Below are 19,777 nucleotides of genomic sequence, written 5' to 3'. Positions count from 1 at the left end.
CTATACGGAATACAGGCCGATTTCAGCTCGCCACGCGCTCCTGGGGCAGGACTCTCTGCTCGTAATCCCGGATCAGACGCGCATACCAGATCACGCCTACAGCGTATATGAGGGCAGTCGAACCAAAGACCCAGACGAAAGGCAGACCCGCTTCCCGAAGGCTGCGAAAAAGCTGCGAACTTAAAAACCAGCTGGCGGCCCACAGCGCCTGCTTCAGGGCGCTGGTCATTTCGCGATTCCTTGGTCCGACAAGGTTCATGGTCAATTCCGAAACGATGGGATTGGCCATGTTCATAAGAGGCTGTCGCAGGAGATAGCAAAAGGATGCGAGCATCAGCGCGCCGCGGGACGGCGCGAAATATTCGGAGACTCCCATCAGAACAAGGACGAGGATCGCCAGGCTTTGACTCCAGACGATGGCTGGGCCATAACCAAACCGTTCCAGAACCTGCGGCCCATAGAGCGAACCCACGGTGACGAGAAAGGTGGCGGCGGAACTGATCAGCGAGAAATCTTCATAGCCCATGTCAAAGGCATGTTTAAAGAAAAGACTGATAAACGGAATACTGAGTCCCGCGCCGATGCCGATGATCAGACTCGGGGTCAACGCCCTTATGATAAGACCCCATTCGTAATCCTTGAGCGCCATGGCCTTTCCTGCATCGTGCTCGCAGGAGGGTTTATCTTCAAGTGGCCCCATGAGTGTGACAAAGCCCAGGCACGAGACACCCGTGATGATCGCCAGCAGCAGCGACTCCGGCAGCGCCTCCGATCGCGCATGATTCAGAACGTAGAAGAGTATGCCCAGAAGAAAGGTGGTCGTGCTCCAGTTGGCGAAGCTGAGGGCGATGGCATGCGCCTGCTGCCTCAGTTTCTCATGCCGCAGGATGTAAGGCACAATCAGCACCTGTATCATCGCAAAACCAGCGCCGACCAGGACGTTACCGACGCCCATCATGGCCTCGGAGTGTCTGGGAATGGACATGAGTATCAGGGCATACCCGAGCGGCATCAGAATCGAACCTGCGCGTAGAAAGGGCAGCAGCCGACGCCGCCGCACCAAAAGGCCGAGCGGCAGGGAAAATGCCAGAATCGCCAAAAACCTGAGCGACAGGACGCGGGCAATGAAGGAATCGGAATATCCTTCGCGGCTCATGTAGAAATTTGCGAGCAGAAAAAACGCATTATGCACCAGCTGCAGGAAAAATTCTGCGAGTATGGCGCGAATGACAGACGATTGGAGATCAAGGTAACGGCGGACGAACGCGTGCATGGGGGGTCCTCACCACTCACATTCTGCCACAGACCTCTGCAGGTGCCCAGAGTCTTCATTGAAGCGGGATTCCGCGCCCGGTGAAAAATTGTCGCGGGAAGCGCACACTCTACCGGGCCCTGGCTCCTGGAACGGCGCTGCCGACGCCGACGAACTCTGGCTCCTTGAAAGGCGCAGCGGATTTTGTTAAGGATGGTGGGACTGTCAACCCATCGTGGGAAAGTGCAAGCCTTGCTGCAACTGGATCAACTTTGTAAATCCTACCAGGACAAGAAAGTTCTGGAATCGCTCAGCTTCGAATTCCGCGCTCCGGGCGTCTATGCCATTGCCGGTCCGAACGGTATTGGCAAGAGCACGCTTTTCCGTCTGATTGCCGGCGCGGAAGCTCCAAGTTCAGGCCGCGTGCTGCTGGATGGATTGAACCCCCAGGATCATCGCAAGGCCTACCGGCAGAAAGTCAGCTGGGCGCCCGAGATGGACGGTATCTTCCCCTTTATCACGCCGGATGAATACTTTCGTTTAGTTCTGAATATACGAGGACAGCCCGCCACCGACTATCCCCGCAGGCTGATCGAAGATCTGGCCCTGACGCCCTTTCTTCGCACGCGCTATGACGAGCTATCGCTTGGCAACAAAAAGAAAACGCTTCTGATCGCAGCTCTGATGGTACCCGCTGCTGTGCTTCTGCTCGATGAAGCCTGCACAGGATTTGATCGCAGTGCGCAGGAGACCTTTAAAAAACTCATGAAAGACTTTGCCGCGCGCGCCATCATCCTGCTCGTCAATCATGATGCCGATCAATTGGAAGGCATTCCTTTGACCACACTGGACATGCAGCATCAGAGTCAAACCTTTTTGATTCAAGGTGACAGGACGTGAAGGCGCTCGCGGACCCAGATCACTCGCGTCTCTTCCTTTCGTATGCCGCGCTCCGTCTGCGGCTTTTCCTGCGCGACATCCTTCAGCTGCATCAGCGTTTTCTCGTAGCCTTCCTTTACTGTTTCGGGCTGATTCTGAGCGGCCAGGAACAGTCCGCGCTGCGACAGGGACTCGCGCATTTTTTAAGCCCTGAACCTTGGACGCCTGCGGACCTCATTTTCCTCGGCTGTTTTCTGCTTTACAGTTGGGTGGTGGCCGCCGTGGTGCGAGGGAGCGCGCGCGGTGGACGCGTGCATTACTTTGCTGAAGCGCAGCCCCTGCCTTTCGCCTGGGAACGCCTGATCCGCGCCTTGGCTTTGTCGGTTCTCAACCTGACGCTATTGATCCTGTATGGAATGGGATTCCACCAGCTGATTCAAAATCAAGGCGCCTGGCCCATGGCCCTTGTCTGGGGCGCGGCCTATTACGTGTGGATCCTCGGTCTGCAGTTGGCCCTTTTGGAACAGAGCTGGCGTCTTTTTCCTTTTTGGATCCTCGGCGCTTTTGGGCTGCTCCTCAGCAAAGGCTCCTCATTCGCCTGGTTTTCTCTCGCGGCCAGCGGAGCCATCGCCTACTGGAATATCCAGCGCCCGGAAAGCCGGGTGCACGATCATCCCGAGTTGCCGATCGGTTCCTGGGAAACAGAGCTTCGGTCGGCTTTCACCCGGCGGATTCCGGCCCGGTTCATGATGCAGACGACCTATGCCCTGGTGAAGCCGGCTCTGCTGATCTATTGCCTTCTGCTCGGTGCGGGCATGAACGCGATCCTCATGATGGTTCTGAAAGAGGATATCCCTGCGACTCAAAAAATTTACGTCTATACATCCATAACAGGTATTCTGAGCATCTTTCTGAGCAGCTTTTTTCGAAGTTTTCAGCTGCAGCGGCAGGAGGTCCCGGCCTGGCTGATGAGTCTGCCGCAGCCCGACAGCTGGTGGTTAAGGCAGGACACGTTCTTTGTCACGACCTTTTATGTCCTGCTCACCCTCCCCTTCAGCCTGATCCTGGTCAGCCTGCAGCATCTGAGCTGGCCCGTGCCCTGGCTGATCCTTCCGATGCACGCCCTTGGTTTCTTTCTGCTGCGCTCCATGCAAAGAAGCCGGCACATCGAAAACAGCATTCTCGTCATCCTGGGTATGTGCGTCTGGTTTCTTTTGCTCGCGTATCTTTGCGATCACCTTCTGCAGGGAAAATTCTGATGAATCCTGAAGTCCTGATGGATGATAGGAGCGGCCGCCTCTTATACTGGCCTGATGCCTTGCAAGATCTTGCGGTCACGGATGTGGATCACGCCATCAGCTGGCGCCAGGACAGCATTCGCATGTTCGGCCGCACCTTGCCTCTGCCGCGCCTGACCGCCTGGTACGGGGATCCTGCGGCTGTTTACGCTTATTCGGGAATTCGGAATGAACCGAGCCCATGGAACGAAACTCTCCTGAGCATAAAAGATCGCATCACAGAGCTGACCGGCAACCGATATAATTCCGTCCTGGCCAATCGCTATGCTGATGGTTCGCAGTCGATGAGCTGGCACGCCGATGATGAGGCCGCGCTTGGTTCGGAGCCTCAGATCGCATCGGTAAGCCTGGGGGCCACGCGGCGCTTTCTTTTGAAACATAAAAAAGAGGAAAGGCGTTTGGAGCGGGAGCTGACGCATGGAAGTCTGCTGCTGATGGCCGGACGTCTGCAGGAAGAATGGGTGCATGCCCTTCCGCGGACGCGCAAACCCGTGGGTCTGCGCATCAACCTTACCTTTCGACTCGTGCAGTCCTGAGAATCACCAGGGCAAAGTCTGACCTTTGAAGTTGCGGAACTGGCCGGAGTCATCCGCTTTCAATCCCGCGATCACGCGTGTCAAACCCTGAATGGATTCCGTAACCGATGTCGGAGCCTGCGCGCCGCCCATATCAGTCTGCACCCAGCCTGGATGCAGGGCAATGGCAATGAGCCAAGGGCAATCATTGGCCAAAGAACGCGTGACCATATTGAGCGCTGTTTTCGAACTGCGATAGGCATAGTACCCACCCGAAGCGTTGTCAGCGATCGAGGCCATCAGCGTCGACATCATGGCAACCACCGGCTTCTTCGATTTTTGCAGAGCCGGCAGAGCCATCTGGGTCAGGGCCACTGGGGCGATCACGTTCACCTCGAAAGACTCACGCAGGGTGTCCAAACGCAGCTTCTCGAACTCGGCATGCCCATCAAGCAGGATACCGGCATTATTGATGAGAAGGTCCAAAGGCTGCGATTCCCAGCATTTTTTCAAAGGCAAAAGAGTCTCATGATTCGTCAGATCCGCGTCGAAAAGTTCGAGCCGGCTGCCATACTTCTGAGCTAATTTCTTCAGACTGTCCTTCTCTTTGGCCTTGCGCGCCACGGCCAGGACCTGCCAGCCGGCCTCCAGATAGTGCTCCGTGTAACCCAGACCAAGACCGCGTGCCGCTCCTGTGATGCAAACTGTCTGACTCATATGGTTGCCTCCCTTGAAGTTGCCTTGAGCTTAGCATGGACAGTCGCGAGCTTGCATGTTAACAAACAAAAAATTTCCCTGGAGGTCAACGTGAGCCTGATGACCAGTCTGATATTTGCCGCCCTGGCCGGCTCCAGCAGCATCAACTGTCCAATCCCCGTTCCTACCGAAACGGAGCTGCCCTGGATAGCTTCCCCACGTCGTGAGGACTATTCCTGGATGTCGCGTATGGAATGGTGTGAACGGTTTCAGAAAAATCTTGCCGAACCGGCGCGTGACGGTGCGCAGCTGGTTTTTATGGGGGACTCCATCACCCAGGGCTGGACGGAGGTGGCGCCGGATGTCTGGTCGCAGGCCTTTGGCTCCATCAAACCTTTGCGCCTAGGCATCGGCGGGGATCGCACGCAGAATCTACTCTGGCGCATGGATCAGGGGGAACTGACAGGATTGAATCCCCGGGTTCTGGTCCTTCTGATTGGTATCAACAATGTGAACGCAGGGGACAGTTCGGAGGCGATTCTTAAGGGCATGGAAACGGTCATCGACCGGATTCATCAGCGTCTGCCGGGCACCCATATACTTGTGCTCGGTCTTCTGCCGAGTGGCGAGTCCGCGGATGATCCTTTGCGGGCCCGCATTCAGGGCATCAATGAAAGGCTGGCGAAAGTCCAGCGGGAGCAGCTGTCGTATGCGGACATCGGCGCCGTTTTTCTGCAACCCGACGGACGCGTGAATGCGGAACTCATGCCTGACTTTCTGCATCCGGGAGCCAAGGGCTATCGCGTTTTCGCCAAAGCTCTGGCCCCGCATCTTGAAAAATTATTTGGTGCTGATGTAGTCAATGTAGGAGCGATAGAATAAAAGATTGCGCTCCTTCGCTTCGATCGACGGTTCCTGAGGCAGGGCCGTGACATCAAAAAGAGGCCGGGTTTGCCAGGCGCTGGGGTCGATGAGGCTCTGGCTTTGCGGATCAAACAGATGCTGTTCCAGTCGGGACAGCACCGGCAGCTGCCTTGTGTCATGAAAGGGATTTTCGCCCATGCTCGAAAATTCCTTTAAACCAAGGGTATCGGCAAGGAACTGGGAAATATCCACCTGACTGACCAGCACATCACGTGGAAGTGAAGTCAGTTTCAGATCACGCAGAGCCTTTTCCACAAGGCCGCCGGCTATGATGAAGTTGATATGCGACTGAAGGCGCGCCACAGCCGTCGGACGATCGGGATAAATATCCTGATAAGCGGGAACCTGATTGCCGTGATCGCTGGCGATGATAATCAGAGCATCTTCCCAAAGACCGTCAGCCTTCAGGCTTTCCATGAAAAGGCGAAGCGCATGATCCGTATAGGCTGTGGTGCGATAGCTCAGATGCTTCGCCTGCAAAGGCAAAGCCCAGGGAATGACATCGCGCGGCAGATCCCAGGGAATATGATTGCTCACCGTCAAGAGCATGCCGACCTGGGCCGCCGCGGTGCTGGCCTCGCGACGTTTCTTCAGCTCCCTGGCGCTTTCCTGCAAAAACGTAATATCGCCCACGCCCCAGCTGGTCTGCGGCGCATCCTTCATGAAATCATCCTGGGTCATGATCCTTTGCATGCCGTGCTTGCGCCAGAAACTGAGCTGATTATCAAAGAACCCGTTGCCCCCATGATGCCAGAAGGTTTCCACCTGCCCGCCTGCCGGCAAAGGTTTTTGCAGAAGATCGGAAAGGCAGCGGATGGGAGCGACGGCATCGTAACGCATGAGCGAGGTATCGCGGCTGCTGATATGCCCGCAAAAAACTGCCTCCTGACCACCACGCGTGACGGAACCTGTGGAATAGGCATTGGTGAAGACGATGGACGAGGTCGCAAGGTGATCCAGGGTCGGTGTCAGGCTCGGCGAGCCGGGCGCGAAGTAGCCGGTTTCTGCGGGCCTTAAGGATTCCAGAAGCACGACCGCCATCAGAGGTTTTCTTTGGGAAGCCAGCGAAGCCTGCCAATGCTCACGGATTTTTTCACTGATGGGATGCAAAGGTCCCACTGGGTTTTCCTTCACCTCCCGCATCAGACCGGGAAAGTCAGAAGCGGCATGCGGCAGACGGAGGAGTGTCAGCAGGCGCTCGCGTTCCGCAGCGCTGACCGGCTCGATGGCTTTGGCTTTGCTGAGCTGCGTAAAAAGTTTTTCCAGAAGATTCACCTGAAGGTTTTCCGGAATGAACCACTGCACGCGCCAATGAATGTTGCGGTTATGCAGGATCACAAGGGTCACGAGCACAGCGGCGAAGATCGCGCCCTGATAACGCCTTGAGGTCTCTTTTCGGCGTCCGCTTTGCAGGAGCAGAACCAGCGCCAGGACGCCCAAATAAACAAGAAGGGGCCAGCTGAAAAGCGACTGACCGTTGGCCAGGATGAAAGCGGAATCATAAAGATAACGCAGATGAAAGGCCATCATCGTGAAACCGAAGAATTCCACGTAGGACTGATGCGACGCGAGCAGCAGAGTCACGATCAAAAAGAACAGGGCCCGAAGCTTTTGCACGCCCCCGACCGTGAACTTAAGTCCGAGGAGCATATGCCAGCCGGCTGAAAGAAGGGCCAGAAGGCCGGCGATCCAAAGGTCGCTGAGCGCGCCGACGAAAAAGCCGGACCATTGCCGCGCTCCGGTCAGGACTTCGGCATTCAGAGCGGTAAAAGTGAAGGCTCGGTGCAGAATGAAAAGCACAGCAAAGAGCAAAAGATCGGCATAAAACAGTTGATAGTATGTTGGTTTGCGCATGCCTGAACTGACGATGAGGTTGAAGGGCGGGATCTTTGCATCCCCTTTATTTCTACTTCATGCCGCTTTCATTAACAAGCGTCATTATGGGACTTTGGGCAGCGCCAGCGGAGCGAGGCCAGCCTTGACTTTTCAATCCGGCGCATATTAGCTTCGAGGCTCTTCATCACATGTTTCTTCAACTTTTATGAGGAGGTTTATCCATGATGGATAAGCAGTTACTGGCAGGAGCCTTGTTTTTCAGCAGTTTGCAGGCCTTCGCGGGCGACTTCACGGAAGCGGATGCGAAATTCGCACAGCGCGATCTCAGCCTTGAAGCCACGCTTGAGGCGCGGGCTGCCTACAAAACCCTTTTGGATCAAGCCCTGAACGAGGATGAAACTTTGCGTGCAGCGGAAGGTTATTTAAGAACCTTCCTTTATGAAGGCACGCATTACCACAGCCTGGATGATGCGGAAGGCCGTGAGGCGCGCAAAAAGGTCTTTTCCAGCTGCTGGTCCGAGGCTGCGGAAAGCATCAATCCCGTGACCCTTGGCCATCAAACACCGACCTATTATTATTTCCGCTCTGCGTGCCTTGCGTATGATGCGCAGGTTTCAACTTTGGAAGGCAAGATCGAACTCGTGCCCAAAATTTTGGATGCGATTCAAACCGGCCTTCAGGTCCCGGGAGGAACAGAATACGAAGCCGGTGGCCTTTTCCGGGTCGCTGCTGCGGTGAAGTATAATCCCGCGGCGCAGGAAGTGCCCGGTGGGCTATTCAATCCGGCGGAAGCCTTGGGCCTGATCGATCAGGCGATCGCGACCAAGGACGGCCCACTCTACTGCGAAAATTTCAGTCACAAGGTCCGAAACCTTTTGGTCCTGGGACGACCCACCGAAGCTTTGACTCTGGCCACCGAGTCTTTGAATGACTTTGATGCGAAGATGAAGGCCGGATCCATCCCGGAGATTTTCCGGGCGGAAACCCTGGACTGCCTGACCCTGCTCACGCAGCTGAAAGGCAGTCTGGGCAGTGAAGCACCCTGACTCAGCTGGCCGCGCCGAGGCTTTTTTTCCAGACGTGGATGAACTTCAAAGCATCGGGTAGCGGCATGGCAGGGCTGAACAGAAAGCCCTGCCCATAGCGGCAATGCATGGCCTGCAGAGCCGCGCATTCCTCGACCGTTTCCACGCCTTCCGCAATGATCGGAATCCCGAGCTGATTCGCCATTCCCACGATCGCCGCGGTGATGGTGTAGGTCCTGGGATCATCCAGGAGCAGCTGCACGAAGGCCTTGTCCACCTTCAGCGTATCGACCTGGAATTTGGCGAGATAGCTCAAACTCGAATAGCCTGTGCCAAAGTCATCGAGCGCGATGGGAAAGCCGAGGCTCCGGCAGCGTTCGATCGCATAGACGGCGGCAGGGCCTTCCATGAAAATACGCTCGGTCACTTCCAGTTTGATCTGATCGTTGCGCAGTCCATTTTTCTGCACGACCTCAGCCAGGTGATCGAAAAACTGCGGATCCTGAAACTGCCGGCTGGAAATATTGATGCTCATGAAAAGGGGTTCATTCAAACCCTGAGCCTTCATTTCCTGAATGATGAGGGTGTGGGCGGCGCAGGCGTTTTCGAGCACCCAGCGGCCGATGGGAACGATCAGCGAGGTTTCCTCGGCAATGCCCATGAAAATATCCGGCTGCACAAGGCCGCGCGTGCTGCTGCGCCAACGGATGAGGGCTTCGAAGCCGGCGATCTGCATTCTCTGCAGATCCATGACGGGCTGGAAATGCAGGGCGAATTCGTTGGCCGCGAGCGCGAGTTTCAGTTCGGCTTCAATACGGATCTTATCTATGACTTCCTGGGCCAGACCGGAACTGGAAACCGTGGTCTCTTCCTCTTCGTCATGCCGGGCTTTCTTGGTATTCTCGTTGGTATGCCGCATGCGTTTGAGCAGCATGGCCACCAGCAGGCGCACGATGGGATCAGCGTTTTTGATCCGCTCCGAGATGGCTTCGCTGGAGACCGACATCAGCTCGCAGGGTTCCAGGGCGACGGCGGACGCAGACCGCGGTGACCCATCGATCACGGCCATCTCGCCAAAGATCTCGCCGACCCCCAGGATACTGAGCGTGACCCGCTCCGGCCCGGTTCCGACATAGATTTCCACCCGTCCGCTTTCAACGATATAGGCGCAGTCCCCGTGGCTCCCTTCGGCACAGATCATGTCACCCTGTTGAAAACGTTTCTTCTGCCTAACCACCATAGCATCGCCTCGTCCGGTTAGCCGCACTTTGGGAAGATAAAAAATCTGCGTTAAGTTTCATAGAAATGATGCCAGCCTTCGCCTCTCATTTCAAGCGAAGGTGGAAATTCAAGACAAGAGCTGTCCCTGCTTGTATATTCATTTTGAAATTTGAACCTGGAGATAGGACAACTCATGGATTTCCTGAAAACCTGGATGCCACGCCTCTTGATTCCCGCCCTGCTGGCCCCTGCCCTCATGGGGGCCAAGCCCGCCGCAAAAGCCAAAAAGCCTGCCCCCGAGCAGCCCGCGCCGATCTTCGTTATGTCGTATAATGTCGAAAACCTCTTCGATACCGAGCATGACGAAGGCAAGGACGACTGGACCTATCTGCCCGCCCAGCGAAAAAAAACCGACGATCATAAAAAACGCTGCGCGGAGACGAGCAGCAGCAAGCAGCGGACGAGCGAATGCGAGAGCTTCGATTGGAATGAGACCGAGCTGAAAACCAAGCTCGAACGCATTGGCAAAATCGTGAGCAGCGTGAATAATGGCAAATGCCCGGATCTTTTGATCCTGGTCGAAGTCGAGAATCTGAAGGTCCTGGAGCGGCTGCGCACGGAATTTCTGGGTGCCTGCAATTATAGACCCGGGATCCTCTTGGAAGGCAGCGATCGGCGTGGCATTGATACGGCGATGCTGTCCCGCCTGGAACGCACGGGCGAGCCGCGCCTGCATCCGGTGGACTTTGTGAATAGCCGCAGAAATGGCGAAAAACCGCAGTCGCGCGATATCCTGGAAGCGAGTTTCAAGCTGCCGGGTGGCGAGGTCCTGACCGCCTTCGGCATTCATTTCCCCGCGCCTTATCATCCTTTCCTGGAACGTATCGAAGCGATGGAAACCCTCAACAAAGTCGCGAGGAAAGCAGCGGAAAGCGCCGAGGTCGTCATCGCAGGGGGTGATTTCAACACCAATGCGAAAGAGGATTCCCGTCTTTATAGGGCCGTGGCCGCCAAGGATTGGCAGATCTCGCATCTGGAAGGCTGCCGGCAGTGCCTGGGCACGCATTACTTCAAAAAAGAGGAGTCATGGTCCTTTTTGGATTCCATCATGGTTTGGAAGGGAGGCAAGGAGCACCCGAACTGGAAATGGGCCATGGATCCCGAATCGGTGGCTCTCGTGAAGGGCTTTGATTTTCAGACTGATGCCGAGGGGCTGCCCATAGCCTGGGAAAATGCCAGCGGGCCTGGACAGTCGGATCACCTGCCGGTCACCGTCCAGATCAAAGCCTCGGCTAAGGCTTTAAAAAAGCCGTAAAGGGCGAGGTCCAGTAGCGGTCGAAGACCTTGCCCATGGACGCGGCGAAACGCGGGCTATCGAGAAGCAGGCTGATATTCCTGGAATTATAGAAGTAGTCGCCTTCGAGGTTGCTCGTTCCCAGCCAGGCCATGCGATCGTCCACGACCATGTATTTGGCATGAATGAGTCGGGCATAGGGTATCGTGCCGGAGCTATGGGTCGGGATTTTCACAAATCCGACCTGAACTCCCCCTTCGATCAAGCCCTTGAAGTACTGCTCCTTGTTTTTCGCATCCACCATCACCTGGACTTTGACGCCGCGCTGGGCCGCTTCGATCAAAACGGATTCCAGTTCTGTCCAGGCTCTTTTGTCGTAAAATATAGGCTTATAGAGCATGGCCGCAATGCGTACCTGGCTTTTGGCCTTGCGTATCATATCCAGGAGCGCCGGCAAATCCCAAAGGGCTGGATTTTTACTGTCGGGATTGGGGCTCACCTTCAGGCTGACCGTATGGATGGTTCCGTCCGCATCTTTCCACACCGCGGGCTGGAATTTCTCGGGATCAAGCTCCTGCGCGGCGTCCTTATCCAAGGCCTTGTCCCAATCGTCCTGGAACACAGCGCTGAGGCTTGTGACCAAGGGCGGGGAACGGAAGCGATAACCCAGTTCTTTGATATGATCGAGCGCGCGCCAATCAAAGTTCTGGCTGCCCAGAAAGGCGTCACGTCCGTCCACGATGAAATATTTCGCATGCTGGATGCCGCCGGTCTTGGCCCAGCGGTTGGTGATACGGACTTCCGTATTCGTCCATTTTTTGATGGCCTCCACCGCCTTGCCGGTATCATCGGGATAGCGTTTCACGAAGGCTTCATCCACCAGAAAGCGAATCCTGATGCCACGCTGTGTCGCGGCCTCCATGGATTTGAGCACGCGATCCAAACTGGAATGTGGCACATTCTGAACATAGAATTGACCGACGTCGATCGTCTGCCGTGCCCGGCTGATCATATCCATCCACACCGCTTCCGCTTTGGGAAGATCGGAGCTGCCCAGATCAGTTTCCGAGGGAAAGGATTCGACCAGCTGGATCTGTGCCACAGGATCAGAGGCATCGGGCAGAGTCGAGCAGCCTAGGAATAGCAGTGAAACGAAAAGACCTGCGACGCGAACGATACTCATGGGATCACCTGTCATGATACGGATGCCAAGGCATCCTTTTTGATTCCCAGCGGCAGGCGTATGATCCAACGCAGGGCCGCGGTTCCGTCCTGCAGGTCTTCCCCACCGAGAATCTCACAGTGGATGGAGCCACCTTCATGCTGGATCATGCTGCGCACGGCACTCATGCCGACGCCGCGCCCTGAAACAGCGGTGACCCGTTCCGCCGTGGAAAAGCCATCGGCAAAGATCGCGTTCTGCAGCTGCTGACGCGAGGGCTGAGCACCATGAGGCAGCATGCCCTGCTTTCGCATGACTTCCGAAGTCCGGGCAATGTCGAGTCCATGGCCATCATCCTGATAGATGATTTCAAGTTGATCCTCGTCGTGATGGATCGTGATCTCGATGTGCCCCTGCGCCGGCTTTTTCAGCCGATCCCGTTCCATCGGGGCTTCGATGCCGTGATCCATGCTGTTGCGGAAAAGGTGCATGAACACATCGCTCAGGAGCGTGAGACGATCCGCCTGCAGGTAGATGTTATCGCCGGCGACGTTCAGCCTGGGTATGGGTTTCAGGCAATCCCGGGCGATCGAAGGCAGAGCCGACTGGCCCATGCTTTCCAGAGCCATGCGAAGATCCTGCTGACCGAATACACCTTTCAGGCGGCGGCTGAGTTCCCGCGCGGCCGGGCTGTCTTTGCCCTGGAGTTCTTTCAGGAATTCCTCGATCAGATCGCCGAAGGTGATCTTGATTTCGGCCTGGGCTATTTTCAGAACCTTGTACCGCACATCCTGATACTGCTGGTAGATCTCCTGAAGGCGAATGAGCTGCTTCATGAACATTTGCGAATCGCGCAGCACCGGAGTGCCCTGAAGTTCTTCCTTCAAAAGCCCTTCGATCTCGTGCGTCTTGTCCGACAGGGCCGAGAAGCCAAAGGTCCGGGAATTGCCCTTGATGGTGTGCAGGCTGCGCATGGCATCCCGTACCGACTCCTGGCTGTTCAGAAGGATGAGTTCGCGGATATTGCTGATACGGCCAGGCAAGGCATCGAAGAAAAGATTATAGGTGCTGGCTTCGCAGCTCATCAGTTCCTGCAGGCAGCGCACGGTCTCCTGGTTACTGCGGGCCAGGGCGCGCACGGCTTGAATTTCCGTGATATCCCGAACGCAGAGCACCATCTTTTCCACAGTGCCGGCATCCGAGATCACCGGCGACCATGAGAGATCCAGGACTCGGGTGCGGCCGTTGACCGTGATCACATGATCGCGCGGCAAAAGAAAGCGATTGAAGTCAAAATTCAGATCCGAGGACCCAAGGATCGCATCCAATGCGGAAAGGCATTGGGCGGTGGCATCGGACTTTTGGGTAGCGAAAAGGAGGTCGCCCAGCGAGCGGCCTTCGACGCTGGGAATACCGAAGATTTCCAGAAGGTAGGGTGACGGCTGCGGGTCGAGCTTTTGCGTCCGGGAAAAGGTCACGATGCCTTCCTGAAGACTTTTGAAAACGGCGGTCAGCTCTTTGGTTTTTTGCTCCAGCTGGGCGGTCCGATCCTGCACCTTCTGTTCAAGGCTGTAATTCTGCTGCTCGATGATGCCGATTTTTTCCCGCACGGAATCACGCATATGCGCGAAGTCGCGTGCCAGGGCTCCGAGCTCGTCATCCCGCGACAGGTCTATGGGCGAGAGCAGGTTACCATTGATCACCTCGTCGGTTTCCTTCCGCAGCTTGAAGATCGGCCGTTTGATAAGGCGATCTGCAGCGAGCGAGATGGAACCGGTCAGGATGATGCTCAATATGATGCTGGCGATCAGAATGGTCATGGTGTTGCCCAGGATTCTTTGATGGGCGATGTGGGTGCTCACCAGAACATCAAGCTGACCAATCTCATCCGTGCCTTTGCTGATCTGCCGGGAGACGCGAAAGAAATCGTCGTCCGAGAATCGGTCCAAATTCGCGTGTTCAAAGCCCTTTCCCTGGAGCTTCAGCTGGATATGGCCGCTCTTGTCGCGGATGCTGACCACGGCGAAGGTTTCATCGAGCAGAAGCGAACGCGCGATATCGTTCACACCATCGCTGTCAAAATCCCAAAGCCTGTCCACCAGGGACAATTGAGCCAGACTCGCCGTCTGCTCCGCGTCGGCGCGCAGGTCCTGGATGGTTCTTTGATAGAGGTAATAGGATGAGGCCAGAACCATCATGGACGTCATCACCAAAACGATTCCGAGGATCGTCGCGTTCAAGCGGAATGTCAGGCTCGTCCGATTCATACCCTGTCCCTAAGGTGGTCCATGGGTCGTGGTTCGGTGTGAATGCTGTACAACTTAAGTGAGTGAATACCAATCAATAGTGAACCTTGACCGCATATATGCGATCCCTGTCACTATTCTTCGCAAATTTTCTTGATCACCAAACATGGCCTGCACGAATCTTCGCCCTGATTCACAAGTCCATGACAAGTCATCAAAAAAAGGCCCGCCGTAGAAGGCGGGCATCGAGGGTATCACTGAATTTCGGTTGGGCAGGCGATCGTGGTAACAGGCTCATCCGCAAGTATATGCTGGAGCTGGTAAGACGTGACACCGTTGTTCGTAAAAACTGAGATGGGTCCCACCACCTTCACGCACACCCCGGCAACCCAGGCCAGTGCCGCTGTATTGCATGTCGTTCTTAGGATTAACGCGGAACCGGAATAGCCGGCAGTCTTTAACGTCCAGTTCACGAGTGACGATCCCGCCGCCTTGCAGGGGCTGTCCATGATCTTCGCCGTAATCCGAAAGATTTTGTTCAGATTGGGGGCAGAAGCCGTATCCCAGTCAATGGAATCGCCCTCAGAAATCAAGTCGTCAATCGAACGCTTTTCTCCCTTGGTCCATCCCGTGACCTCAGTCACCTCCCGCTCGCCGCGAAAAGACGTCCACTTCACGGCACCGAAGCTGACGACATCACCCACTTCCGGCAATCGATCGACACCTGTCGGAGCTGTGTTATTGCCCAAAGTTGAATAAACATGGACGCCTTGCCCCGACGCCGATTCCTGTACAAAAAATTCGCGAGTTCCTACAAACGTGACTCGCGCGTTTGTCACCTGGATGGGAGTCGGAAAGGTTGCGGACGCATTGGAATCCGTCCAATAGGTCCAAATAGCTTCAATGCCGGTCCCGGATACATCGGCAATCGGCGCACGCGGGACACTCTGATCCTTTTCTTCGAGCTTCCCACAGGATAGGGCCAGTAGACTCAAAAGGGTCGCAATGCCTTGAATATGGAATATTTTCATGCTCATCCCCGATTAAAAATTCTGCGTATATTCAAGATTGAAGCGCCTTCCCAAAAGACTGTAGAGTCTGGCATTAATATCAGGCTGACGGTCGTTTTGAGGAGGCTTGCGGTTATCCAGGTTCACGATGCCGAAGGAAAGCTCGCCTTTCCATGGGGCTCTGTACTTCAGATAACTTGAATATTCCGTATAGTAATTCACCCAGTTCTGACGGTTTGGATCACTCTTCTGGGCGGCCGTGGTGTTAGCCGAAAGCGAGGCGTAGTATTCATCAAAAGACCAGCCCAGGCTGGAATTGTTTCGCCAGCGAGGACTACCACCATAACCTTTACGATCGGTCAGCTCATCAAGAGGCCAATCCTTGGTCTTATACTTCAGCATCACACTATGGTTGGAACGCAGGCGGAAGGTTCCAAAGCCATTGGTTTTTTGGGTAAGCACAGATGTGAGATCGTAACCGGCGACTTCCTTGCGTCCCATATTCTGATAAGGAGCGACCACGTCCAGGATATCCTTGGTGATAGGGTCGCGTGTGATCGTTGCGAAGCGGCTCACGTCATAGCCATTGGCCTCCGCCTGGGTGAGGGACGCCATCGCCGAGAAGCTGATGGGATCAATGAGGTTCATACGCCAGTAGTCAGCGGTTACGGACATAAACGCGAAAGGCTCCAGACCCAGTCCGTAGCTGATCGCTTCGGAGCGCTCAGGAGACAGGTCCTTGTTGCCACCTCCCTTGATATACATCCTCATCGAACTCCCGGTCTTCGCATCTGTAAACGTCACGAATTGAGGATATTCATCGCGATAGAGTTCATCGAGAGTCGGCGCACGGAATCCGCGACCGCCTGAAAAGCGCAGATAAGCCCAGGAGACGGGTGCATAGCGCCAGCCGATCTTGGGATTCAAGGTATTTCCGAAATCACTGTATTCATCGAAACGGGCGGCCAATTGGAGTTCCATACGCTCGATGACAGGCACACTCACTTCAGCATAGGCCGAGGTTACAAGGCGATTGCCCGTACCTGTGAAGCCGGTAAAGTCCGCACCATCAAAGTCAGTGCCATCGGCTTCTTTCTCATTCAACTGAGGATCACGGTCGGCATTGAAGTATTCATTCACGCCGATCACGCCGGCCGCTCCTTGAACAGTTCCTGCGGGCAGTTCGAACAGTGGCCCACTGATTTTCGCATTCACCTCACGCGAACCGCTTTCCACTTCCGCCCATGGCTTGAATTCAATGTCGTCAATCGCCCCGCGCTCGCCATATTCCTTAAAGGGGTTGTAAGTTCCGGCTTCCATCTTCGCGATCAGCTCGGACTTTTTGATCGCGCCATTGGTTTGAGTATCACGCTGCTGGGTTCTGTCTGCCGCAACAAAGACTTCCCACTCAAAATCGTCCCAGATCGGCCCTTTGACACCTAGGCCCAAACCGAAAAGATCAGCGACGCCTTCACGCTTCTGTGGACCAGCCTCTTCAACGGCAAATTTTAACGTTATCGGTCGGTCGCTACGCGCGGCATCGAAAATTGTGGAATAGTCGACGCCATTGATCTGAAGCCCTTCAACCATCTTGACCGCAGCTGCTTTGCTGACCTTAAAGAAGTTCTTGGGCTGGACCGGCCCCCATTGATACTCCGAGTTCTTTCGACTGACAATAGCGCGTCCAAAGACTTCAAGGTCATCTGTCAAACGATGTGTAAAGTTACTGACAAAACTCAAGGTCTGTATCGACGGCTGAAGGATACTATCTTCCCAATAGCGATCCACACACTTGGAATCCACGATGTTGGATTCTGGGCAATTGGGGAAGGCCTTGTCGTAACCGCGAGCGTCAACATAGTTGCCAGGCATACCACCATCGGTGTAGGCCTTGCTGGTGTCAAGAATATCTTTCCGCTGGTTCCAGTGAACCGTATCCGTATCTCTAAAATTCAACATGAAAGAGATCTGGGTCTTATCCAGCTGCACCCCCTGGTAATAGGAAAGCGTCTTGGATTGACCTCCTGGATCCTGGGGCACCAAAGCTTTTATGGTGGCGGCCGAACCGTCAAAGTTCTTCTTGGTGATGATGTTCACGACCCCGCCGAGCGCATCCGTGCCATAGATAGCCGAGGCCCCATCGCGCAGAATTTCAACACGTTCCACAGCTGCAATCGGGATGATATTAAGATCAACCGACCAGTTGCCGCCGCGAGGAAGCCGTTTCCCGTTCAGAAGAACCAGAGTCCGGGCCTGACCAAGTCCACGGAGCTCCACGCTCGATTCACTCCAGAAGTTGCCGCCGGATTTCTCGCGGCGGGAACCGAAAATATTCAAAGCATCATCGCGCAGAACGTCACCAATCGACTCAGCTCCGGACTGCTTGATCTGCTCCTGTTCTATGGTCGTCACGGGCGAAGGTCCTTCCACATCAATTCTTTTGATGTGGGTGCCGAGGACCTCCATGCGCTCCCCTTTCCTGGGCTCTGACGCAGACTCCTTCTTGACCTGATTGTCTGTCGATTCCGGTGCTGACCCCTCCTGCGCAATCGCCAATCTGGTCGTCACTCCGCTCAGCAGAACTAGAACCGCAAATCGTTTCATAACCCTCCCTGGCCTCGAAATACATGAAAGAATTGCAATGAAAAATTGTACTCTGCTTTATAAAGCTTGTCTGGTACTTTCATGCAGACCAGGAAAGTTTGAGCAATCGACAAAACCAATGTATTTCCTGAGCGAGAAAGACGACCTATCCAGTGTTTTTTGTGCGAAGAGGTATTTACTGCCGTCCCCCCACCCTCCCGATCCATGCTAATCTCAAAAAAAGAAGTCGCATTCCATCAAAGGCAGACCTATGCGTTTCCACACTCTCCTATTCCTAGCCCTTTCCAGCGGCCCGCTCCCAGCCGCCCCGGCCCAGGTGGTCCGTTGGTGTCTGGACGATAAGCCATCATTCTACTTCTATAACAAAGCAGGAACCGAGCAATCCACCCATCCGGGCTTTGTGTTCGATCTCATAGCTCACCTCAAATCCAAAAGCAGCCTCGATATCAAAGTGATGAGACGCCCGCAAACCGCCTGCACCGTCCTGCTTGAAAAGGGCGAGGTCGACGCTGTGGGCCTTTTGAGTCACAACGCCGAGCGGGAGAAAATCGGTCTTTTTCCCATGAAAAATGGTGAACCGGATGGCGACCGGGCGGTTATTCGGACCAGCTATTTCCTTTATACGACCAAAGACAAAAGCCTGCCGTGGGATGGCAACCTGAGCAGTCTCAAAGGCAAAAGACTGGGCGCGATTGATGGGTATTCGATCGTGAGCGACCTGATTCACGCCGGGGTGAAGGTTGAGACCTTCAAATCCCTGGATGGAATGATCAGCCGACTTCAGAAAAACGACATTGACGCCGTCGCCGTGAATAACGACATGATCAATCGCATCAGCGACCGGATCCTCCTTCACAAATACGAGCCGCCGCTCAAGACCAAGGACTACTTCATTCAATTCTCCAAACACTTCCAGGAAAAATATCCCGCCCTCCCCGATCTGATCTGGAAAGAGGCCGCCCGCTATCTGAAGTCAGCGGAGGGCATGGCGGCCATCAGTAAATACGAGAAACTGGAGAACTTTCCATGAGGTTGCTGCTTTTCGCCGTCACAGGATGCCTCGCTTTCAACGGGCTCGCAAAGGCCCAGGAACATAAGCAGCAGCCCATCGTGATCAACGATCCCGAGTGGCCACCCTATTTCTTCGCCGGCCGCCCCGACAATCCCCCCGGCCTTATGAAGGAAATCCTGACAGAATGCTCGGCGCGCCTGCAGATGCCTTTTGAATTCAAACACCAGCCGATCGAACGCATGCAGGTGGGGATGGAACAGGGCACCCTGGACATCAACATCTTTTCCTATAAAAAAGAACGGGAAAAGGTCATGGACTTCGGCAAGGAAGTGATGCTCACCTCCCGCTATATTCCAATCGTCCGTGCGGACAGCAACTATTCCATAAAATCCATCAAGGACTTCGATCCGTACCGGCTGGGGCACACGATCGGCCTCCGCTATTCCAAAGAATTCTATGACTACGTCTTGAAGCGGAAGTCCGCGCAGCGGCTCGATGAAAGTTCCAAAGAGGAATTCAATATCCGAAAGCTCGATGCCAATCGCATCGACATCTTTGTCTCGACCGACTCCACCATCCTTTGGGTTGCCAAACGCATTGGACTTTTGGATAAAATAAAGCTGATGGACCTTGAAATCCAGAAAGCTGATTATTTCATAGCCGTCTCGAAGAATTCACCGCGCATCCCGGATCGCGCCGCCTTCATCCAAAAGCTTGAAGACTGCATTCGGGGTATGCGTAAATCCGGTGAAGTCTGCGGTCTTTACAAAAAATACGAACAGCCCTGTGCCTGGAAATAGGAG

16 protein-coding genes are annotated in these 19,777 nt (G+C 54.9%); 8 read left to right on the top strand and 8 right to left on the bottom strand.

Annotation, left to right across the window (positions count from 1 at the left end; all coding sequences use genetic code 11):
• Positions 1–22: 22 nt before the first annotated feature.
• The gene (locus VFO10_RS12695; RefSeq protein ID WP_325140651.1) at positions 23–1,273 is read right to left on the bottom strand and encodes an MFS transporter; all 1,251 of its coding nucleotides are present in this window, start codon (positions 1,271–1,273) and stop codon (positions 23–25) included.
• 231 nt (positions 1,274–1,504) lie between these two features.
• Between VFO10_RS12695 and VFO10_RS12690 the strand changes: the two genes are divergently transcribed.
• The 3 genes from VFO10_RS12690 to VFO10_RS12680 are packed head-to-tail and all read left to right on the top strand — an operon-like array spanning position 1,505 to position 3,965.
• Complete coding sequence (locus tag VFO10_RS12690) at positions 1,505–2,152, top strand: ABC transporter ATP-binding protein (protein ID WP_325140649.1); 648 nt, start codon at positions 1,505–1,507, stop codon at positions 2,150–2,152.
• Positions 2,149–3,390 carry a hypothetical protein gene (locus VFO10_RS12685; protein WP_325140648.1) on the top strand — a complete coding sequence of 414 codons (1,242 nt, stop codon included), beginning with the start codon at positions 2,149–2,151 and terminating at the stop codon, positions 3,388–3,390. Before VFO10_RS12690 ends, VFO10_RS12685 begins: the two co-directional genes overlap by 4 nt.
• Positions 3,390–3,965 carry an alpha-ketoglutarate-dependent dioxygenase AlkB family protein gene (locus tag VFO10_RS12680; protein WP_325140646.1) on the top strand — a complete coding sequence of 192 codons (576 nt, stop codon included), beginning with the start codon at positions 3,390–3,392 and terminating at the stop codon, positions 3,963–3,965. Before VFO10_RS12685 ends, VFO10_RS12680 begins: the two co-directional genes overlap by 1 nt.
• Before the next feature lie 3 nt (positions 3,966–3,968).
• On the opposite strand, the gene VFO10_RS12675 is transcribed toward VFO10_RS12680, so the two are convergent.
• Positions 3,969–4,661 (bottom strand): SDR family oxidoreductase, encoded by a 693-nt coding sequence (locus tag VFO10_RS12675; protein WP_325140645.1) that lies wholly within the window; start codon positions 4,659–4,661, stop codon positions 3,969–3,971.
• 99 nt (positions 4,662–4,760) lie between these two features.
• On the opposite strand from VFO10_RS12675, the gene VFO10_RS12670 reads away from it, so the two are divergent.
• Positions 4,761–5,522, top strand: a complete 762-nt coding sequence (locus VFO10_RS12670; protein ID WP_325140726.1) for a GDSL-type esterase/lipase family protein — start codon at positions 4,761–4,763, stop codon at positions 5,520–5,522.
• On the opposite strand, the gene VFO10_RS12665 is transcribed toward VFO10_RS12670, so the two are convergent.
• Entirely contained in the window at positions 5,481–7,418 is a 1,938-nt protein-coding gene (locus tag VFO10_RS12665; protein WP_325140644.1) for an LTA synthase family protein, read from the bottom strand. The genes VFO10_RS12670 and VFO10_RS12665 overlap by 42 nt on opposite strands.
• A 203-nt stretch (positions 7,419–7,621) precedes the next feature.
• Here VFO10_RS12665 and VFO10_RS12660 point away from each other — a divergent pair, with 203 nt between their 5' ends.
• Positions 7,622–8,446, top strand: coding sequence for a hypothetical protein (locus VFO10_RS12660; RefSeq protein WP_325140642.1), 825 nt, complete (start codon positions 7,622–7,624; stop codon positions 8,444–8,446).
• A gap of 1 nt (position 8,447) precedes the next feature.
• Here VFO10_RS12660 and VFO10_RS12655 read toward each other — a convergent pair whose 3' ends face one another.
• The gene (locus tag VFO10_RS12655; protein ID WP_325140640.1) at positions 8,448–9,665 is read right to left on the bottom strand and encodes an EAL domain-containing protein; all 1,218 of its coding nucleotides are present in this window, start codon (positions 9,663–9,665) and stop codon (positions 8,448–8,450) included.
• Positions 9,666–9,839: 174 nt separating this feature from the next.
• Between VFO10_RS12655 and VFO10_RS12650 the strand changes: the two genes are divergently transcribed.
• Positions 9,840–10,961 (top strand): hypothetical protein, encoded by a 1,122-nt coding sequence (locus VFO10_RS12650; RefSeq protein WP_325140638.1) that lies wholly within the window; start codon positions 9,840–9,842, stop codon positions 10,959–10,961.
• Here VFO10_RS12650 and VFO10_RS12645 read toward each other — a convergent pair.
• From VFO10_RS12645 to VFO10_RS12630, 4 genes are all read right to left on the bottom strand, one after another.
• The gene (locus VFO10_RS12645; RefSeq protein WP_325140636.1) at positions 10,939–12,123 is read right to left on the bottom strand and encodes a phospholipase D-like domain-containing protein; all 1,185 of its coding nucleotides are present in this window, start codon (positions 12,121–12,123) and stop codon (positions 10,939–10,941) included. The two genes, VFO10_RS12650 and VFO10_RS12645, sit on opposite strands and share 23 nt — an antisense overlap.
• An 11-nt stretch (positions 12,124–12,134) precedes the next feature.
• On the bottom strand, positions 12,135–14,369 hold the full coding sequence (locus tag VFO10_RS12640; protein WP_325140634.1) for an ATP-binding protein: 2,235 nt from the start codon (positions 14,367–14,369) through the stop codon (positions 12,135–12,137).
• A gap of 233 nt (positions 14,370–14,602) precedes the next feature.
• Positions 14,603–15,379 carry a hypothetical protein gene (locus VFO10_RS12635; protein WP_325140632.1) on the bottom strand — a complete coding sequence of 259 codons (777 nt, stop codon included), beginning with the start codon at positions 15,377–15,379 and terminating at the stop codon, positions 14,603–14,605.
• A gap of 12 nt (positions 15,380–15,391) precedes the next feature.
• Positions 15,392–17,824: a TonB-dependent receptor plug domain-containing protein gene (locus VFO10_RS12630; RefSeq protein WP_325140630.1), complete on the bottom strand. Its 2,433-nt coding sequence runs from the start codon at positions 17,822–17,824 to the stop codon at positions 15,392–15,394.
• Between the two features lie 388 nt (positions 17,825–18,212).
• On the opposite strand from VFO10_RS12630, the gene VFO10_RS12625 reads away from it, so the two are divergent.
• On the top strand, positions 18,213–18,992 hold the full coding sequence (locus VFO10_RS12625; protein WP_325140629.1) for a transporter substrate-binding domain-containing protein: 780 nt from the start codon (positions 18,213–18,215) through the stop codon (positions 18,990–18,992).
• Positions 18,989–19,774: a substrate-binding periplasmic protein gene (locus tag VFO10_RS12620; RefSeq protein WP_325140627.1), complete on the top strand. Its 786-nt coding sequence runs from the start codon at positions 18,989–18,991 to the stop codon at positions 19,772–19,774. Before VFO10_RS12625 ends, VFO10_RS12620 begins: the two co-directional genes overlap by 4 nt.
• Positions 19,775–19,777: the final 3 nt, after the last annotated feature.

This window comes from Oligoflexus sp. (assembly GCF_035712445.1).
Taxonomy (GTDB): domain Bacteria; phylum Bdellovibrionota_B; class Oligoflexia; order Oligoflexales; family Oligoflexaceae; genus Oligoflexus.
The sequence above is the reverse complement of the archived record's forward strand: the minus strand, read 5'-3'. Positions and strand labels throughout refer to the sequence as shown.

Excerpts from the sequence above, each read along its gene's own strand:
- VFO10_RS12645 (WP_325140636.1), bottom strand. The coding sequence starts at position 12,123 with ATGAGTATCGTTCGCGTCGCAGGTCTTTTCGTTTCACTGCTATTCCTA.
- VFO10_RS12675 (WP_325140645.1), bottom strand. The coding sequence starts at position 4,661 with ATGAGTCAGACAGTTTGCATCACAGGAGCGGCACGCGGTCTTGGTCTG.
- VFO10_RS12630 (WP_325140630.1), bottom strand. The coding sequence starts at position 17,824 with ATGGAGGTCCTCGGCACCCACATCAAAAGAATTGATGTGGAAGGACCT.
- VFO10_RS12665 (WP_325140644.1), bottom strand. The coding sequence starts at position 7,418 with ATGCGCAAACCAACATACTATCAACTGTTTTATGCCGATCTTTTGCTC.
- VFO10_RS12620 (WP_325140627.1), top strand. The coding sequence starts at position 18,989 with ATGAGGTTGCTGCTTTTCGCCGTCACAGGATGCCTCGCTTTCAACGGG.
- VFO10_RS12650 (WP_325140638.1), top strand. The coding sequence starts at position 9,840 with ATGGATTTCCTGAAAACCTGGATGCCACGCCTCTTGATTCCCGCCCTG.
- VFO10_RS12680 (WP_325140646.1), top strand. The coding sequence starts at position 3,390 with ATGAATCCTGAAGTCCTGATGGATGATAGGAGCGGCCGCCTCTTATAC.
- VFO10_RS12640 (WP_325140634.1), bottom strand. The coding sequence starts at position 14,369 with ATGAATCGGACGAGCCTGACATTCCGCTTGAACGCGACGATCCTCGGA.
- VFO10_RS12660 (WP_325140642.1), top strand. The coding sequence starts at position 7,622 with ATGATGGATAAGCAGTTACTGGCAGGAGCCTTGTTTTTCAGCAGTTTG.
- VFO10_RS12625 (WP_325140629.1), top strand. The coding sequence starts at position 18,213 with ATGCGTTTCCACACTCTCCTATTCCTAGCCCTTTCCAGCGGCCCGCTC.
- VFO10_RS12695 (WP_325140651.1), bottom strand. The coding sequence starts at position 1,273 with ATGCACGCGTTCGTCCGCCGTTACCTTGATCTCCAATCGTCTGTCATT.
- VFO10_RS12670 (WP_325140726.1), top strand. The coding sequence starts at position 4,761 with ATGACCAGTCTGATATTTGCCGCCCTGGCCGGCTCCAGCAGCATCAAC.
- VFO10_RS12655 (WP_325140640.1), bottom strand. The coding sequence starts at position 9,665 with ATGGTGGTTAGGCAGAAGAAACGTTTTCAACAGGGTGACATGATCTGT.
- VFO10_RS12635 (WP_325140632.1), bottom strand. The coding sequence starts at position 15,379 with ATGAAAATATTCCATATTCAAGGCATTGCGACCCTTTTGAGTCTACTG.